This is a genomic window from Yersinia entomophaga, from assembly GCF_001656035.1.
In the GTDB taxonomy this organism is placed as follows: domain Bacteria; phylum Pseudomonadota; class Gammaproteobacteria; order Enterobacterales; family Enterobacteriaceae; genus Yersinia; species Yersinia entomophaga.
This window is the reverse complement of record NZ_CP010029.1, coordinates 3,296,848-3,313,206: the sequence shown is the minus strand read 5'-3', so window position 1 is coordinate 3,313,206 and position 16,359 is coordinate 3,296,848. Positions and strand designations below refer to the sequence as shown.

Sequence of the window (16,359 nt, the reverse complement as noted above, 5' to 3'; positions counted from 1 at the left end):
TGATGAATCCGCTGGTTTATTTCTCCAGCTCATCGGAGAACTCCCACCGATTTGTGGAGAAACTGGGGCTTCCGGCCATACGCATTCCGATTGCCGGAGCACGGGAAAAATTAAAGGTTGAGCAACCTTACATTTTGCTGGTGCCCAGCTATGGCGGCGGCAGTTCGATCGGTGCAGTACCGATTCAAGTTATCCGTTTCCTCAATGATCCGCATAACCGCGCGTTGATCCGCGGCGTTATCGCCGCGGGAAACACTAATTTTGGCGATGCCTATTGCCTGGCCGGCGAGATTATCTCCCACAAATGCCAGGTCCCTTATCTGTACCGCTTTGAGTTGTTGGGTACTGATGAAGATGTGGCAAATGTTCGTAAGGGAGTAACCGAATTTTGGCAACGACAGAACTCACAATGACAGCCCCATTAACCAGCGAACTGGATTATCACTCGCTGAACGCCATGCTCAATCTTTACGATGCGGATGGGCAAATTCAATTCGATAAAGATCGTCTGGCTGCGCGCCAATATTTTCTGCAACACGTTAATCAGAACACGGTGTTTTTCCATAGTCTGCAGGAAAAAATCGATTATCTGATAGAAGAAGGCTATTACGAAAAAGAAGTGCTGGAACAGTATGACTTCAGCTTTATTAAAAGCTTATTCCAGCAAGCCTATGCTAAAAAATTCCGCTTCCCGACTTTCCTCGGTGCTTTTAAGTATTACACCAGCTATACGCTAAAAACCTTCGATGGCCAGCGCTATCTGGAACGTTATGAAGATCGTATTTGTATAGTGGCGCTCACACTAGCCGCCGGCGATCAAAAACTGGCGAGAAATCTGGTAGAGGAAATGATTTCTGGTCGTTTTCAACCTGCTACACCAACCTTCCTCAACTGTGGCAAGAAACAACGGGGCGAACTGGTTTCCTGCTTCCTGCTGCGCATCGAGGATAATATGGAGTCCATTGGGCGGGCGGTAAACTCGGCTTTACAGTTATCCAAACGAGGCGGCGGCGTTGCTTTCCTGATGAGCAACATTCGTGAAGTGGGCGCGCCAATTAAACGAATTGAAAATCAGTCTTCTGGCGTTATTCCTATTATGAAAATGCTGGAAGATGCTTTCTCTTATGCCAATCAATTAGGTGCGCGTCAGGGCGCTGGCGCTGTTTATCTACATGCCCATCACCCGGATATTTTGCGTTTTCTGGATACCAAACGTGAGAACGCCGATGAGAAAGTGCGGATTAAAACGCTGTCTCTCGGCGTAGTGATTCCCGATATTACTTTTGAATTGGCGAAGCAGAACGAGGAAATGTATTTGTTCTCGCCTTATGACGTTGAACAGGTTTATGGCGTTCCTATGTCAGAAATCAGCGTCAGTGAGAAATACCGTGAGATGGTGGATAACAAACGTATTCGCAAAAGCAAAATCCGCGCCCGTGAATTTTTCCAGATTCTGGCTGAAATTCAGTTTGAATCCGGTTATCCCTACATCATGTTTGAAGACACGGTAAATAAAGCGAATCCGATCAAAGGCCGGATCAACATGAGCAACCTATGCTCTGAAATCTTGCAGGTTAATCAGCCAACGGAATATAACGAAGATCTGAGTTACAAACATGTTGGCAAAGATATTTCTTGTAATCTCGGTTCGCTGAATATTGCTCATACCATGGATTCGCAGAATTTCGCGCAAACCATCGAAACGGCCATCCGCGGGCTAACTGCGGTTTCCGATATGAGTCATATTCGTTCGGTTTCTTCTATTGATAAAGGGAATCAGGAATCTCACGCTATTGGTTTAGGGCAAATGAATCTGCACGGTTATCTAGCTCGCGAACAGATTTATTACGGTTCTGAAGAAGCACTGGATTTCACCAATATCTATTTCTATACCGTTGCCTATCACGCGATTCGCGCCTCGAATCAATTAGCCATTGAACGCGGCAGCTGTTTTAAAGGTTTTGATGATTCACAGTATGCTTCCGGCCGCTATTTCACCAAATACATTGAGCAAAGCTGGCAGCCAAAAACTTCACGCGTGCAGGCATTGTTTGCAAGTGCAGGGATTCCTATTCCAACCCAGCATGATTGGGCAGCTTTGCGCCATTCAGTTATGGAGCACGGGCTGTATAACCAGAATTTACAGGCTGTACCACCGACTGGTTCTATTTCTTATATCAATCACGCTACGTCTAGCATTCACCCAATTGTATCGCGGATTGAAATACGCAAAGAAGGCAAGATTGGCCGGGTGTATTACCCTGCGCCTTATATGACCAATGACAACCTCGATTATTATCAGGATGCCTATCAAATCGGGCCGGAAAAAATTATTGATACCTATGCGCAAGCAACACAGCATGTGGATCAGGGGTTATCGCTAACGCTATTTTTCCGTGATACCGCCACCACGCGGGATATTAATAAAGCCCAGATCTATGCTTGGAAGAAAGGTATTAAAACCATCTATTACATTCGCCTGCGCCAAATGGCGTTGGAAGGTACAGAAGTTGAAGGCTGCGTCTCCTGCTCACTGTAGGCCGCCGTTATAAAAGGAATCAAGAATATGATCGCTACGCAACCTTTATCCCGCGTGAAAGCCATCAACTGGAACAAAATAGAAGATGATAAAGATCTGGAGGTCTGGAATCGTCTGACCTCCAATTTCTGGCTGCCGGAAAAAATTCCGCTGTCGAATGATATTCCCTCTTGGGCAACTCTAACGCTCCAAGAGCAACAGTTGGCCATTCGCGTATTCACCGGCCTGACGCTGCTGGATACTATTCAGAATACCGTTGGGGCGCCCGCACTACTACAGGATGCAATCACCCCACATGAAGAAGCGGTATTTTCCAATATCAGCTTTATGGAAGCGGTACATGCTCGTTCTTACAGTTCGATATTTTCAACTCTGTGCATGACGTCTGATGTGGATGATGCTTATCGCTGGAGTGAAGAGAATGGTCCGTTGCAGAAAAAAGCGCAGATTATCCTAAGCCATTACCGCCACGAGGATCCGCTGAAGAAGAAGGTTGCAAGCGTATTTCTGGAATCGTTCCTATTCTATTCTGGTTTTTATTTGCCGATGTATTTTTCCAGCCGAGCCAAACTGACCAATACCGCCGATCTGATCCGCCTGATTATTCGGGATGAGGCGGTACACGGCTACTATATTGGCTACAAATTCCAGAAAGGGTTGGAAAAGGTCGATGCCGCTCGCCGTCAGGAAATTAAAAACTTCGCTTTCGATCTGCTACAGGATTTATACGATAACGAAGTGCGCTACACCGAAGATTTGTACGATTGCGTGGGCTGGAGCGAGGATGTGAAGAAATTCCTGCACTATAACGCTAATAAAGCGCTAATGAATCTGGGCTACGAAGCGCTATTTCCAGCCAGCGAGGCCAAAGTTAGCCCGGCCATTTTGTCTGCATTATCGCCAAATGCTGATGAAAATCACGATTTCTTCTCTGGCTCCGGTTCCTCTTATGTCATCGGAAAAGCGGTAACGACAGAGGATGAAGATTGGGATTTTTGATCCCGGAAAATTAACGCGGCTGAAGGTCTTTCTGACTAACAGGGAGATCCCTGTCTGGAGGGTAGCGAGGGGTAATAACAGATCGCTACCCTGCCCCGATAAATTTCCTTTCGCTATGAGTATAAAAATTGCCTATCAGATCCGTCTGTTTAGCTAAAAATCACGTCAAAATCAGCCTTGCCAAGAAAATTCTCGTTGGGCTTATACCCAGAGCACAAAAGGGATGAGAGCAATTTCCGCCACGCCAATTATCCATAGATTAATCGCACTAATATATGTTTATCATCAAAGACAATATCCTCTGATATATCTGTCAAATATCTGTCTATATCAGCGATAAAAACATTGCCATATTATCATCTCTATAGAAAACATTTCACACTCATTATTGGCATAAAAAATATCTTATATTTACCTGCGATATCATCTCAAACAACCCCAGTATTAACGCATCTAAATCAAATGAGCCACTTCATATATAAAGTCATGATTAACAACATCAAATAAATTATCGGAATATTGAGGGTTGCCTCAGACTCTCAGTATGTTAGGGTATATGGCGCTCTATTTTTGCATCAGGAAAAAATATAATCTAAGAATTGACAGAGGAATATACCCACTGCATGGCAATTAAACTCGAAGTAAAAAATTTATATAAGATATTTGGTGAGCACCCGGATCGGGCCTTTAAATTGATTGAATCTGGCATGAATAAAGACCAGATATTTAGTAAAACCGGTTTGTCCGTTGGCGTCAAAGATGCCAGTCTGGCCATTGAAGAAGGCGAGATATTCGTCATCATGGGGTTATCGGGTTCCGGTAAATCCACCCTGGTACGCCTTCTCAATCGTCTGATAGAACCTACTCGCGGCGAAGTCCTTATTGATGGTGAAGATATTGCCAAAATATCTGACAGTGCATTACGGACCGTTCGGCGAAATAAAATCAGTATGGTATTCCAGTCATTTGCCTTAATGCCTCATCTGAATGTGTTAGATAATACAGCCTTTGGTATGGAATTAGCCGGAGTCCCGCTAAAAGAACGCCATGAAAAAGCATTAGAGGCGTTACGTCAGGTCAGTCTGGATAATTATGCTTATTCATATCCCGATGAACTTTCTGGCGGTATGCGTCAACGCGTTGGTTTAGCGCGAGCAATGGCAAACAATCCGGACATATTATTGATGGATGAGGCCTTCTCAGCGCTAGATCCATTAATTCGTACTGAGATGCAGGATGAGTTGGTGAAATTGCAGGCCAAGCATCAGCGTACCATCGTTTTTATTTCCCATGATTTAGACGAAGCCATGCGTATTGGCGACCGTATTGCCATTATGCAAGGCGGGGAAGTCGTTCAGGTCGGTACACCGGATGAAATATTGAATAATCCGGCAAATGAATATGTAAGAACCTTCTTCCGTGGCGTTGATATTAGTCACGTATTTAGCGCAAAAGATATTGCTCGTCGTCGTCCGGTGGCCTTAATCCGCAAGACTCCAGGATTTGGCCCCCGTTCAGCGTTAAAACTACTTCAGGATGAAGACCGCGATTACGGCTATGTGTTGGAACGCGGGCAAAAATTTATCGGCGTGGTATCGATAGATTCATTGAAACAGGCTCTTTCAGAAAACCAGCCGCTCGATCATGCCTTATTGGCTGAGCCAGCGCCGGTTCCGGCTGATATGCCGCTCAATGAGTTGATTTCACTTGTTGCTCAAGCCCCTTGCGCCGTTCCGGTGGTGGGCGAGGACAACAACTATATCGGTATTATTTCCAAGGCCATGCTGCTGCAAGCCTTAGATAAGGAGACGCCAAATGAGTAATACAACACAGGTTAACGAGCAGGTTATCAATAATCCGTGGGAGACGGCGGCTGATGTTGCTCAACAGGCGTCGACCACCGCTACCGATGCTGCGCCGCAGGTACTTTCTGCTGCGGCAGATCCTTGGGGCGCCAGCATGGCTCAGGGCAGCGCGGCGGCTCAGGAAGCAACCAACCAAACCGCACAAACAGGCGCAGACTGGTTAAACAGCGCGCCTGCTGTCGCTCCCGAGCATTTTAGCCTGATGGACCCATTCCACAACACGTGGGTGCCGCTGGACTCGTGGGTTACACAGGGTATTGACTGGGTTGTGACTCACTTCCGCCCGGTATTTCAGGGCATTCGGGTTCCGGTTGATTTTATCCTGAGCGGTTTTCAGCACATGTTGCTGGGAATGCCAGCGCCGGTTGCGATTCTGGTTTTCGCTCTGATTGCATGGCAGTTTTCTACCTTGGGGATGGGCGTCGCAACGCTGGTGTCTCTGATTGCTATCGGTGCCATCGGCGCATGGTCACAGGCGATGGTTACGTTGGCGCTGGTTCTGACTTCGCTGTTCTTCTGTATTTTGATCGGGCTGCCCCTCGGGATCTGGCTGGCACGCAGTAATAACGCCGCCAGAATTATCAGGCCATTATTGGATGCGATGCAGACTACACCAGCGTTTGTCTATCTGGTTCCAATCGTGATGCTGTTCGGTATCGGTAACGTGCCGGGCGTGGTCGTCACCATTATCTTTGCTCTGCCACCCATAGTGCGATTGACTATTTTAGGTATCAAACAGGTGCCGGAAGATCTAATCGAGGCCGCAGAATCCTTTGGTGCCAATCCACGCCAGTTGCTGTTTAAGGTGCAATTGCCGCTGGCGATGCCGACCATTATGGCCGGCGTTAACCAGACTCTGATGCTGGCGCTGTCTATGGTGGTGATTGCCTCGATGATTGCGGTCGGTGGTTTAGGTCAAATGGTACTGCGTGGTATTGGCCGTCTGGATATGGGATTAGCTGCCGTCGGTGGCGTGGGGATTGTTATTCTGGCGATTATCCTCGACCGCCTAACTCAATCTCTGGGCCGAGATCGCCGTAGCAAAGGCGTTGGCCGCTGGTACACCACTGGCCCGCTGGGTCTGATCGCCAAACCTTTTATCAAAAAAGCGTGATAACAGCTTGTTACAAGGGCTGATAGCCTGCGTTCTTAACGCTGCCGCAATGGCAATCGTCCCAGCGGCAGCGTTAAAAACAAATCATATAAATACCCTATGGATAGCCAAAATCGCGGCGCAGTACAGGGAACGGGATTCAAGCGAGATTCTTGGTTCTACCACGCCAAAGGCGTTCAGGTGGCTGACGCCAATTCGATCCCATCGCTGCGCTCTCCCTAAAATGGGCTTAATAAGTCATCAATTTTACTCATGCCCGATAGATTTCAGGTTGCAGCCAGTACCGCTGCGGCGTGAAAGATGAAGGGCAAGACTAAGAAGGAACAACTCATGCGCACCACAGGCATCTGGGCACTGGCTCTCACTACGCTGGTTAGCTCTCAATTATCCGCCGCTGAATTACCGGGCAAAGGCGTGACCGTTTTACCCATTCAAAGCACCATTTCCGAAGAAACCTTCCAGACCGCGCTGGTGAATAAAGCGCTGGAAAAACTCGGCTACGACGTTCAACCGACCAAGGAAGTTGATTACAACGTGGCTTATGCCACTATCGCTGCCGGTGATGCGACTTTTCTGGCGGTAAACTGGGAGCCGCTGCATGACGACCAATATAAAGCGGCGGGTGGCGATGCCAAATTCTATCGTCAGGGCAATTATATTGAAGGCTTGGCGCAGGGCTATTTGATCGATAAGAAAACTGCGGATAAATACCACATTACCAATATTGAACAGCTTAAAGATCCGAAGATTGCCAAGCTGTTTGACGCCAACAACGATGGCAAAGCCGATCTGACTGGCTGTAATCCGGGTTGGGGTTGTGAAGCACCAATTAATCATCAGATTGATGCTTATGGGTTGAGTAATACCGTCACCCATAATCAGGGCAACTATGCGGCAATGATTGCCGATACCATTACCCGTTACAAAGAAGGCAAGCCAATTTTGTATTACACCTGGACGCCTTACTGGGTTAGCGATGTGCTGGTTCCGGGTCGTGACGTAATCTGGCTGCAAGTACCGTTCTCCTCCCTGCCGGATAAAAGCATCGATACCCAACTGGCTAACGGTGCCAACTACGGTTTTCCGCCAAGCGTGATGCACATCGTCGCCAATAAGAAATGGGCGGAAGCGAATCCGGCTGCCGCCAAACTGTTCTCTATCATGAAACTACCGATTAGTGACGTGAATGCGCAGAATATGAGAATGCACGCCGGTGAATCATCGGATGCGAATATTGAGCGCCATGTGAATGGCTGGATAGCCGCGCATCAGGCAACCTTTGACGGCTGGGTAAAAACCGCCGCTGAAGCTGCCAATAACAAAACCGCGCAATAAACCTCCTCCGCTGACGTAAACCAGACAGGCGCCTTTCGGTGCCTGTTTTTTTATCTGGCAATCTAACCGCTCATCTTACGGACTTTCCAGATTTACTCAGCGCTGGCGATACCCTGTCCGGTAAACCCGCTAAAATGCAGGAAACGTTCGGCGGCAGCGCTAAGCGGCGTATGCCAGATGCAATAAACCTGACGCCGCGGCCCATCGTCGATCGGGATAGACACCAGAGAAATTAGCCGCTGAGCGGTCGAGACAGGAACGATCCCCGCCGCCAGCCCACGTCGCACCAGATTTTCCAGCCATTCAATATGATCAATCTCGAAATTGACGTGGCGCTTGATACCCGCGGTCTGAAAAGCGCGATCGGTTTGACGTCTCGCCCCCGTACCGCTGTAGAAATCCACCAGCGGGACAGCAGCCAATGTTTGCAGGTCTACGCTGGCCTTACCGGCTAAAACATGATCCGGTGCCACCAGCGCCACCAGAGGCTCATCCGTTAGCTTACAATGAGAAAGCGGCAACGTATTTTTATCCCCCGGCCAGATGCCGACAAAAGACACATCGGTTTTCTGCTGTCGGGTGTCTTCAAGCAAAGTTTCACTCATTCCAACATACAGCCGAATATTCACCGCCGGATAACAGCGATTAAATTCTCCAATCTTTTCCGTCAGATCAAAGGCATTTAGCGTTGAAATAGTGCCGAGAGTCAAAGTACCGGTCACGTTACCGCTGGCGGCATTAACTTCATTGATCAGGCTTTGCTGCTCCGCCAACAAGCGTTGAGCGGGCAGAATAAAAGCCTGTCCGGCGTCGGTTAAGCTGACCCGCCGCGAAGTACGTTCAAACAGCTGGCAACCCAACTCTTGCTCCAGACGAGCAATCTGGTGGCTCAGCGCCGATTGCACCGTATGACAACGTTGCGCCGCCTGAGTAAAACTTTGGGTTTCTGCCACCGCCAGTGCATAACGAATCTGCTTCAGGTTCATTTATCTATCTCGAAATGAGATTAATCAGATGAAAATTATACATTGGTTTATCGTTTAAATTTATCCAATACTGTCGCCCTCATCATCTTAAGCAGAATTATTCATGAACCAAACAACTGAACATGCCGGGCTAAGCCCTGCGTTGATCGTACTGATGTCTATCGCTACCGGTCTGGCGGTCGCCAGTAACTATTACGCTCAACCGTTGCTGGAAACCATTGCTCAGGCATTTAATCTTTCGGTCAATCAGGCTGGATTTATCGTTACCGCAGCTCAATTGGGCTATGCCGTTGGGCTGATGTTTTTAGTGCCGTTGGGAGATATGTTTGAGCGCCGCGGTCTGATCGTCGGCATGACGCTGTTAGCCGCTGGCGGCATGCTGATTACGGCGATGTCGCAAAACCTGACCATGATGATCGTGGGCACCGCGCTGACCGGTTTGTTCTCGGTGGTCGCGCAGTTACTGGTTCCCCTGGCTGCAACCCTGGCCAAACCGGAGAAGCGCGGTCAGGTCGTCGGCACCATCATGAGTGGCCTATTGCTGGGTATTCTACTGGCGCGAACCGTGGCTGGCGCACTGGCTTCCCTCGGTGGCTGGCGAACTATTTTCTGGGTTGCCAGCGTGCTAATGGCGGTGATGGCGCTGGTGCTGTGGCGCTACCTACCGCGTTATAAACAAAAGGCCGGTCTGAACTACGGGCAATTGCTAAGTTCTATTTTTGCGCTGTATTTCGGTACGCCGGTATTACGCACTCGCGCTATGCTGGGAGCCTTGTCTTTCGCTAATTTCAGCGTGTTATGGACTTCAATGGCCTTTTTGTTGGCCTCACCTCCTTTCGGTTATTCCGAAGGTACCATCGGTCTATTCGGTCTGGTGGGCGCCGCTGGCGCTCTGATGGCAAACAAAGCGGGTCGTTTGGCGGATAAAGGTAAAGCGCGACTAACCACCAGCGCCGGTCTGGGCCTGCTGCTGCTGTCATGGATCCCCATCGCTTTGGGGCAATATTCGTTAATCGCGCTAATCATTGGCGTCGTCATTTTGGATCTGGCGGTGCAGGCGGTGCATGTCACTAACCAAAGCGTGATTTACCGTATGATGCCTGAAGCGCGGAACCGCTTAACCGCAGGTTATATGACCATTTACTTTATCGGCGGCGCATTGGGCTCGCTGGTTTCTGCCGCTGCCTATCAACATGCGGGCTGGTACGGCGTTGCCATTGCCGGCTGCGGATTGTGTCTGCTCAATATTGTGGTGTGGTTAATGGGTAAGAAATTTGACCCTGCGGCCGATCATCCAGTGAGCTAATTTAAAAAAATTAAATGATTAGCTTGCAAATAGTAAATTGAGATATAAATTTTGGATATGGGGTACAAAGAGTATTAACACTCTGGTAATGTTACCAAATGTTTAAATTTGCTTTCTACCCTTTAACCGAGCCGACCCGTAGCTACCATCATGCCAAAGCCAATAACTCACTCCCTTTCCCCCGATCAACCCATCGCCCGTTTTCGTGAAGGTGTGACCGATAGCCTTCCTATCGTGATCGGTTATCTCCCCGTAGCTTTTGCCTTTGGATTAAGCGCAGTTAAGCTGGGGTTTACTCCTCTGGAAAGCATTTTCTTTTCCTGCATTATTTATGCCGGTGCCAGCCAATTCGTGATTACCGCATTATTGAGCGCGGGAATGTCCCTATGGGTTTCCGCCCTAACGGTAATGGCAATGGATGTCCGCCATATTCTGTATGGCCCCGCGTTAAAACACCGCATTGTGGCGCGTCTATCCGGTAAGAAAACCGCCCTGTGGGCCTTCGGATTAACCGATGAAGTCTTCGCTGCCGCTACCGCTAAACTGATGAAAGATCAGCGCCGCTGGAGTGAAAACTGGATGCTGGGCATCTCATTCACCTCCTGGCTGTCCTGGGTGGTGGGCACAGCGGTAGGTGCCGTATTTGGCAACGGACCGTTAGATAACTATCCGGCAGTTGAAGCCTCACTGTCCTTTATGCTGCCAGCGCTATTTTTGAGTTTTCTGCTCGCCTCCTTTAAACGCCAATACAGCCTGACGGTGGTGGCTTCGCTAGGTGGCGCATTGCTGGGAGCACTCGTATTCTCTATTCCGGTGGCGATTCTGGCTGGTATCTGCGGTGGCTGCCTGGCGGCGTTAATTCAGCCTCCCGCTGCGTCTTTAACAGATTCAAATGCGGCAGAAAAACAGGCTAAGGAGCAACAGCTATGAATACGGATGTCATCGTAATCGGCGTGGTGGTCGGGCTGGTGAACTATTTATTCCGTTATCTCCCGCTACGGCTGGGCCCAGCGCGCAAGCAGGCCGGTCTGCAACGCGGGAAAATTTCGCTCCTGCTGGATAGTATCGGAATTGCTTCGATTTGCGCCCTACTGGTGGTTTCCAGCGTGCCGGAAATTGTGCGTGACGCGCACAAACTCATCCCTACTTTGGTCGGATTTATCGTGATCTGCGCCTATTTCTATAAAACCAAGAGCATCATTTTCGCTACTTTATTTGGCGCTCTGAGCTACGGAATAACCTTCAAATTGCTAATGATGGGATAACGCATTCAAAACGTGGGCAATTCCGCGATATCCCTACTATCCTTGGCATTAATCAACGCTATACCTCGGTGAAATAACACTAATTGCTAAAGTTTTACCGTATTATAGCGTTTACATTATTAGTAACTATCGTTACTGTATCATCTGAAATTAATGAGGCTCTTTATCATGGAAAGCTCGTTTACTCCCATTGAACAAATGCTTAATTTTCGTGCTAAACGTCAGAAGGACTTCCCTTACCAGGAAATTCTGCTGACCCGCCTGTGCATGCATATGCATAGCAAGTTGCTCGAAAATCGCAATAAGATGTTGAAAGCTCAAGGGATTAACGAAACCCTGTTCATGGCATTAATTACTTTGGATGCTCAGGAAAGCCACAGCATTCAGCCTTCAGAACTGAGCGCAGCATTAGGATCGTCTCGTACCAACGCGACCCGCATTGCTGATGAGCTGGAGAAAAAAGGTTGGATCGAACGGCGCGAAAGCCATAACGATCGCCGTTGCCTTCATCTGCATTTAACCAAGGCCGGTGAAGAGTTTCTAAACCAACTCCTGCCGCCGCAACATAAATGTCTGCATTTCCTCTGGTCAACACTGGATGCTGACGAGCAGCAACAGCTTGAAAAGCTGACTCGTAAGCTATTAACCCGTCTGGATCAAATGGAAGTGCCAGAATTGTAATCCTTACATCTCTGTCCAGGTAACATAACTATGCCATCCCCACATAGCTGGAGGGTCACGCCTTTGTTCGCCGTTTTACTACTGGCGGGCTGTGCCTCAAGCGATAATATTGCGCCTCAGTCTCGTATGATGGATAACCAGCAACTGCAATTGGCGCAACCGAAAACCAGTTCGCTGGCGATAAGCTCTCAGTGGTGGCGGGTTCTGGACGATCCCCAGCTTGATGCATTAATGACACAAAGCCTGCAAACCTCACCGTCGCTGAAACAGGCGGCGGCGCGGGTACGTGAGGCACAAAGCGTGATGGGGCAGGCAGATGCTGCCAACGGGCCAAATCTGGACCTGTACGGCAGCAGCAACCGACAAAAAATATCGCAAAATACGCTTCAGCCATTTTTGCAGGCTTATCCAAACAAGCCTCTGTATGAAACAGCGAATACGCTGGGGCTAAACATGAGCTACGAGTTTGACTGGTGGGGGAAATTCCGCAATCGGGTCAACGCGGCTAAAGCACAGGTCGATGCTGCCCGGGCAGAGCAGCAACAGGCCACGCTAACGCTAACCAGCTCAGTAGCTTCGGTTTATTACCAGCTCCAAAGCCATCTGGCGCTGCAAAAGCTATTGCAGCAGGAAGTGGAAAACAATCAGCGTCGGGTGGCGTTACATCAGAAACAATATCAGGCGGGTATCTACGGCGTTGAAGTTCCGCAGCAGACTCAGGCGCAGTCTGACGGCGTAAAACAGCAAATAATCCAGCTAACCGCGCAGAGCGAGCAATTAAAACATCAATTGGCCGCCCTGACCGGGCAAGGACCGAGCGCAACGCAAAACCTACGTCAGGTGAACCTTCCGGATATTAATCGCTTATCTCCTCCCGCAGAGCTGACTACCGATTTACTGGGTCAACGGCCGGATATCACCGCTCAACGTTTGTTGGTCGAATCTTACGATCAGCGAGTACAGGCGGCGAAAAAAGAGTTTTATCCAAGCTTATCAATCACCGGCTTTGCCGGTTTCTCCACCACCAATTTCCAGGGGACTAACCCGAATCTGCTCGAAGCCGCCAGTCAGGCATGGAACTTTGCTCCGGCAATTTCCCTACCGATATTCCACGCAGGCGCGCTACGCAGCAAACTCGGTGAAGAATCGGCTTTATACGACGAAGCTGTCGAAGCCTATAACCAAACTATTTTAAATGCGGTACAGGAAACGGCGGACGCCATTACCATCCAGCAGAGCAGCCAGCAGCAGTTACAACAAGCCGCTTCAGCCTCCGCCGCGATGGAACAGGTGTATCGCGTTGCCAATGCTCGCTATCAAGCCGGGATTATCGGACGCGGCGAACTATTGACCAGCCAGTCACAATTCTTGCAACAACAACAGGCAGAACTTAGCGCCAGCAATAACTTATTGCAGGCGAAGATCGGACTGATCCGTTCACTGGGCGGCGGCTATCAAGCTCCGACAGCGATGGCTCATACAACAAAATAATATAAAGCGTGGAGAACACCATGAGCGCAAGCGAGGAAATTCAAACCCCGCCACAACCGCAAAATAAAAAGAAGCAGCGCAAGAATATACTGATTCTCTTGACGGTTATTTTTATCATTATTGGGGTAGCTTATCTGGTTTACTGGTTCCTGGTGCTGCGTCACCATCAGGAAACGGATAATGCCTATATTTCCGGTAATCAGGTACAGATTATGTCCCAGGTGCCCGGCAGCGTTGTTAGCGTTAACTTCGAAAATACCGATTTGGTAAAAAGCGGCGATGTACTGGTCACTCTTGATACCACCGATGCTGAGCAGGCTTTTGCCAGAGCACAAACCGCGCTGGCGAACAGCGTGCGTCAAACCCACCAGCTCGTGATTAACGGCAAGCAGTATCAGGCCAATATCGAGTTAAGAAAAACCGAACTGAAAAAAGCTCAAAGCGATCTTAAACGTCGTGAAGTGCTGGGCGCGGCAGATGCGATTGGTCGAGAAGAATTGCAACACGCCCGCGATGCGGTAGAAGCGGCCAAAGCGACGCTCGACGTAGCGGTACAGCAATTTAACGCCAATCAGGCCATGGTTTTAAATACGCCGCTGGAGAAACAACCGGCTATCGAGCAGGCCGCCGCGCAAATGCGTGACGCTTGGTTAGCGTTGCAGCGCACCAAAATTGTCAGCCCGATCACCGGTTACGTTTCCCGTCGCAGCGTGCAAGTTGGCGCTGAGATCGCCAGCGGTACGCCGCTGATGGCCGTGGTTCCCGCCAATGAGCTGTGGATCGACGCCAACTTCAAAGAAACCCAATTGGCTAATATGCGTATCGGCCAACCGGCTACCGTAGTCACTGATTTCTACGGCGACGATGTGGTTTATCAGGGCAAAGTGGTCGGTCTGGATATGGGGACAGGCAGCGCCTTCTCTTTACTGCCAGCGCAAAACGCCACCGGTAACTGGATCAAAGTGGTACAGCGCCTGCCGGTGCGTATCGAGCTGGATGCCAAACAGCTAGCAGAGCACCCGTTGCGTATCGGTTTGTCTTCCGTCGTTCGGGTCGATACGGCGAATCAGGATGGATTGGTTCTGGCCGAAAGCGTACGTAAAAAACCCGCCTTCGAAAGTAATGCGCTTTCTCTGGATCTGGCACCGGTTAATCAAATGATTGCCGATGTGATCCAGGCGAATGCCAGTTAAGCCCGCCGGAGGCTAATGTGGCTCAAAAACCCCTAGAGGGCTCCAGACTCGCCTGGATGACGGTCGCGCTCTCGCTGGCGACCTTCATGCAGGTGCTGGATTCCACCATTGCTAACGTGGCAATACCGACCATAGCAGGCGATCTGGGATCCTCGAACTCACAGGGCACCTGGGTTATCACCTCGTTTGGTGTGGCGAACGCGATCTCGATCCCCATCACCGGCTGGCTGGCGAAACGAATTGGTGAGGTTCGCTTATTTCTGTGGTCAACCGCGCTATTCGCGCTAGCCTCCTGGCTATGCGGCGTTTCCAATAGTTTAGGTATGCTGATCTTCTTCCGCGTGATTCAGGGGCTGGTTGCCGGCCCGTTGATCCCGCTGTCGCAGAGTTTGCTACTGAATAACTATCCCCCCGCCAAGCGAGGAATGGCTCTGGCACTATGGTCGATGACCATCGTGGTCGCCCCGATATTTGGCCCGATTCTGGGCGGTTATATCAGCGATAACTATCACTGGGGCTGGATCTTCTTCATCAACATCCCAATTGGGATCGTGGTGATTCTGGTCGCGATGCAAACCCTGAAAGGGCGGGAAACCAAAACCGAAATCAAACCGATCGATACTATCGGATTGGTGCTATTGGTGGTCGGGATCGGAGCCTTGCAGATCATGCTGGATCAGGGCAAAGAGCTGGATTGGTTTAACTCCACCGAAATTATTGTCTTGGCAGCCGTCGCGGTGGTGGCGATTTCCTTCTTAATTGTCTGGGAGTTGACCGACGATCATCCGGTTATCGACCTCTCGCTGTTTAAATCGCGTAACTTTACTATTGGCTGTCTGTGTATCAGCCTGGCCTATATGTTGTACTTCGGCGCTATTGTACTGCTGCCACAGTTACTGCAAGAAGTCTATGGCTATACCGCTACCTGGGCTGGATTAGCATCGGCTCCGGTCGGGATTTTGCCAGTGATACTGTCGCCGATTATCGGGCGTTTTTCTCATCGTATCGATATGCGCCAGCTAGTGACATTCAGCTTCATTATGTATGCAGTTTGTTTCTACTGGCGGGCATATACATTCGAGCCGGGAATGGATTTTGGCGCGTCAGCGTGGCCGCAGTTTGTGCAAGGTTTCGCTATTGCCTGCTTCTTTATGCCACTGACCACGATTACCCTGTCCGGTTTAGCGCCGGAAAGAATGGCGGCCGCGTCCAGTTTGTCTAACTTTTTACGAACGCTGGCGGGATCGATTGGTACCTCAATCACCACCACGCTCTGGAGTCAGCGCGAGTCTCTGCACCATTCCCAGTTAACGGAGTTTGTGAATCCGTATAACCCGAATTCGGTGCAGACCTATCAGGAATTGGAGAAGTTAGGCATGAACCACCAGCAGGCCTCGGCCTATCTGGCACGGGAAATTACCAATCAGGGGCTGATAATTTCGGCTAATGAGATTTTCTGGCTGTCGGCTGGGGTGTTCCTGCTATTACTGGTGTTAGTGTGGTTTGCCCGTCCTCCGTTTACCTCCGGTGGCGGTGGCGGTGGTGCCCACTAAATCAGGCTGATTCAGGATTCTCATGCCGCTCG

General features: G+C 49.7%; 15 protein-coding genes. 14 read left to right on the top strand and 1 reads right to left on the bottom strand.

The window, feature by feature from the left end; translation table 11 throughout:
• Window positions 1-2: 2 nt before the first annotated feature.
• From nrdI to proX, 7 genes are all read left to right on the top strand, one after another.
• Window positions 3-413 (top strand): class Ib ribonucleoside-diphosphate reductase assembly flavoprotein NrdI, encoded by a 411-nt coding sequence (nrdI, locus tag PL78_RS14960; RefSeq protein ID WP_064516696.1) that lies wholly within the window; start codon window positions 3-5, stop codon window positions 411-413.
• Complete coding sequence (gene nrdE, locus PL78_RS14955) at window positions 389-2,539, top strand: class 1b ribonucleoside-diphosphate reductase subunit alpha (protein WP_064516694.1); 2,151 nt, start codon at window positions 389-391, stop codon at window positions 2,537-2,539. The genes nrdI and nrdE overlap by 25 nt, the downstream gene beginning before the upstream one ends.
• 27 nt (window positions 2,540-2,566) lie before the next feature.
• Window positions 2,567-3,538 (top strand): class 1b ribonucleoside-diphosphate reductase subunit beta, encoded by a 972-nt coding sequence (nrdF, locus tag PL78_RS14950; RefSeq protein ID WP_064516692.1) that lies wholly within the window; start codon window positions 2,567-2,569, stop codon window positions 3,536-3,538.
• 623 nt (window positions 3,539-4,161) lie between these two features.
• Complete coding sequence (proV, locus tag PL78_RS14945) at window positions 4,162-5,361, top strand: glycine betaine/L-proline ABC transporter ATP-binding protein ProV (protein WP_049601949.1); 1,200 nt, start codon at window positions 4,162-4,164, stop codon at window positions 5,359-5,361.
• Window positions 5,354-6,517, top strand: coding sequence for a glycine betaine/L-proline ABC transporter permease ProW (proW, locus tag PL78_RS14940; protein ID WP_064516691.1), 1,164 nt, complete (start codon window positions 5,354-5,356; stop codon window positions 6,515-6,517). Before proV ends, proW begins: the two co-directional genes overlap by 8 nt.
• 99 nt (window positions 6,518-6,616) lie before the next feature.
• On the top strand, window positions 6,617-6,739 hold the full coding sequence (locus PL78_RS20900; RefSeq protein ID WP_256966726.1) for a hypothetical protein: 123 nt from the start codon (window positions 6,617-6,619) through the stop codon (window positions 6,737-6,739).
• 108 nt (window positions 6,740-6,847) lie between these two features.
• Window positions 6,848-7,852, top strand: coding sequence for a glycine betaine/L-proline ABC transporter substrate-binding protein ProX (proX, locus tag PL78_RS14935; protein ID WP_064516689.1), 1,005 nt, complete (start codon window positions 6,848-6,850; stop codon window positions 7,850-7,852).
• Window positions 7,853-7,944: 92 nt separating this feature from the next.
• Here proX and PL78_RS14930 read toward each other — a convergent pair whose 3' ends face one another.
• Window positions 7,945-8,838 (bottom strand): LysR family transcriptional regulator, encoded by an 894-nt coding sequence (locus tag PL78_RS14930; protein ID WP_064516687.1) that lies wholly within the window; start codon window positions 8,836-8,838, stop codon window positions 7,945-7,947.
• Between the two features lie 103 nt (window positions 8,839-8,941).
• Between PL78_RS14930 and PL78_RS14925 the strand changes: the two genes are divergently transcribed.
• The 7 genes from PL78_RS14925 (at window position 8,942) to emrB (ending at window position 16,327) form a co-directional block, all read left to right on the top strand.
• The gene (locus tag PL78_RS14925; RefSeq protein ID WP_064516686.1) at window positions 8,942-10,144 is read left to right on the top strand and encodes an MFS transporter; all 1,203 of its coding nucleotides are present in this window, start codon (window positions 8,942-8,944) and stop codon (window positions 10,142-10,144) included.
• 150 nt (window positions 10,145-10,294) lie between these two features.
• A complete protein-coding gene (locus PL78_RS14920) occupies window positions 10,295-11,074 on the top strand; it encodes an AzlC family ABC transporter permease (RefSeq protein WP_064516684.1) in 780 nt (259 codons plus the stop codon).
• Window positions 11,071-11,409 (top strand): L-valine transporter subunit YgaH, encoded by a 339-nt coding sequence (ygaH, locus tag PL78_RS14915; RefSeq protein WP_064516682.1) that lies wholly within the window; start codon window positions 11,071-11,073, stop codon window positions 11,407-11,409. The genes PL78_RS14920 and ygaH overlap by 4 nt, the downstream gene beginning before the upstream one ends.
• 168 nt (window positions 11,410-11,577) lie before the next feature.
• Window positions 11,578-12,090, top strand: coding sequence for a transcriptional repressor MprA (gene mprA / locus PL78_RS14910; RefSeq protein WP_049601928.1), 513 nt, complete (start codon window positions 11,578-11,580; stop codon window positions 12,088-12,090).
• Between the two features lie 30 nt (window positions 12,091-12,120).
• Window positions 12,121-13,581, top strand: a complete 1,461-nt coding sequence (locus PL78_RS14905; RefSeq protein ID WP_064516680.1) for an efflux transporter outer membrane subunit — start codon at window positions 12,121-12,123, stop codon at window positions 13,579-13,581.
• 20 nt (window positions 13,582-13,601) lie between these two features.
• Window positions 13,602-14,774, top strand: coding sequence for a multidrug efflux MFS transporter periplasmic adaptor subunit EmrA (gene emrA, locus PL78_RS14900; RefSeq protein ID WP_064516678.1), 1,173 nt, complete (start codon window positions 13,602-13,604; stop codon window positions 14,772-14,774).
• A 17-nt stretch (window positions 14,775-14,791) separates the two neighbouring features.
• Window positions 14,792-16,327, top strand: a complete 1,536-nt coding sequence (gene emrB, locus PL78_RS14895) for a multidrug efflux MFS transporter permease subunit EmrB (RefSeq protein WP_064516676.1) — start codon at window positions 14,792-14,794, stop codon at window positions 16,325-16,327.
• Window positions 16,328-16,359: the final 32 nt, after the last annotated feature.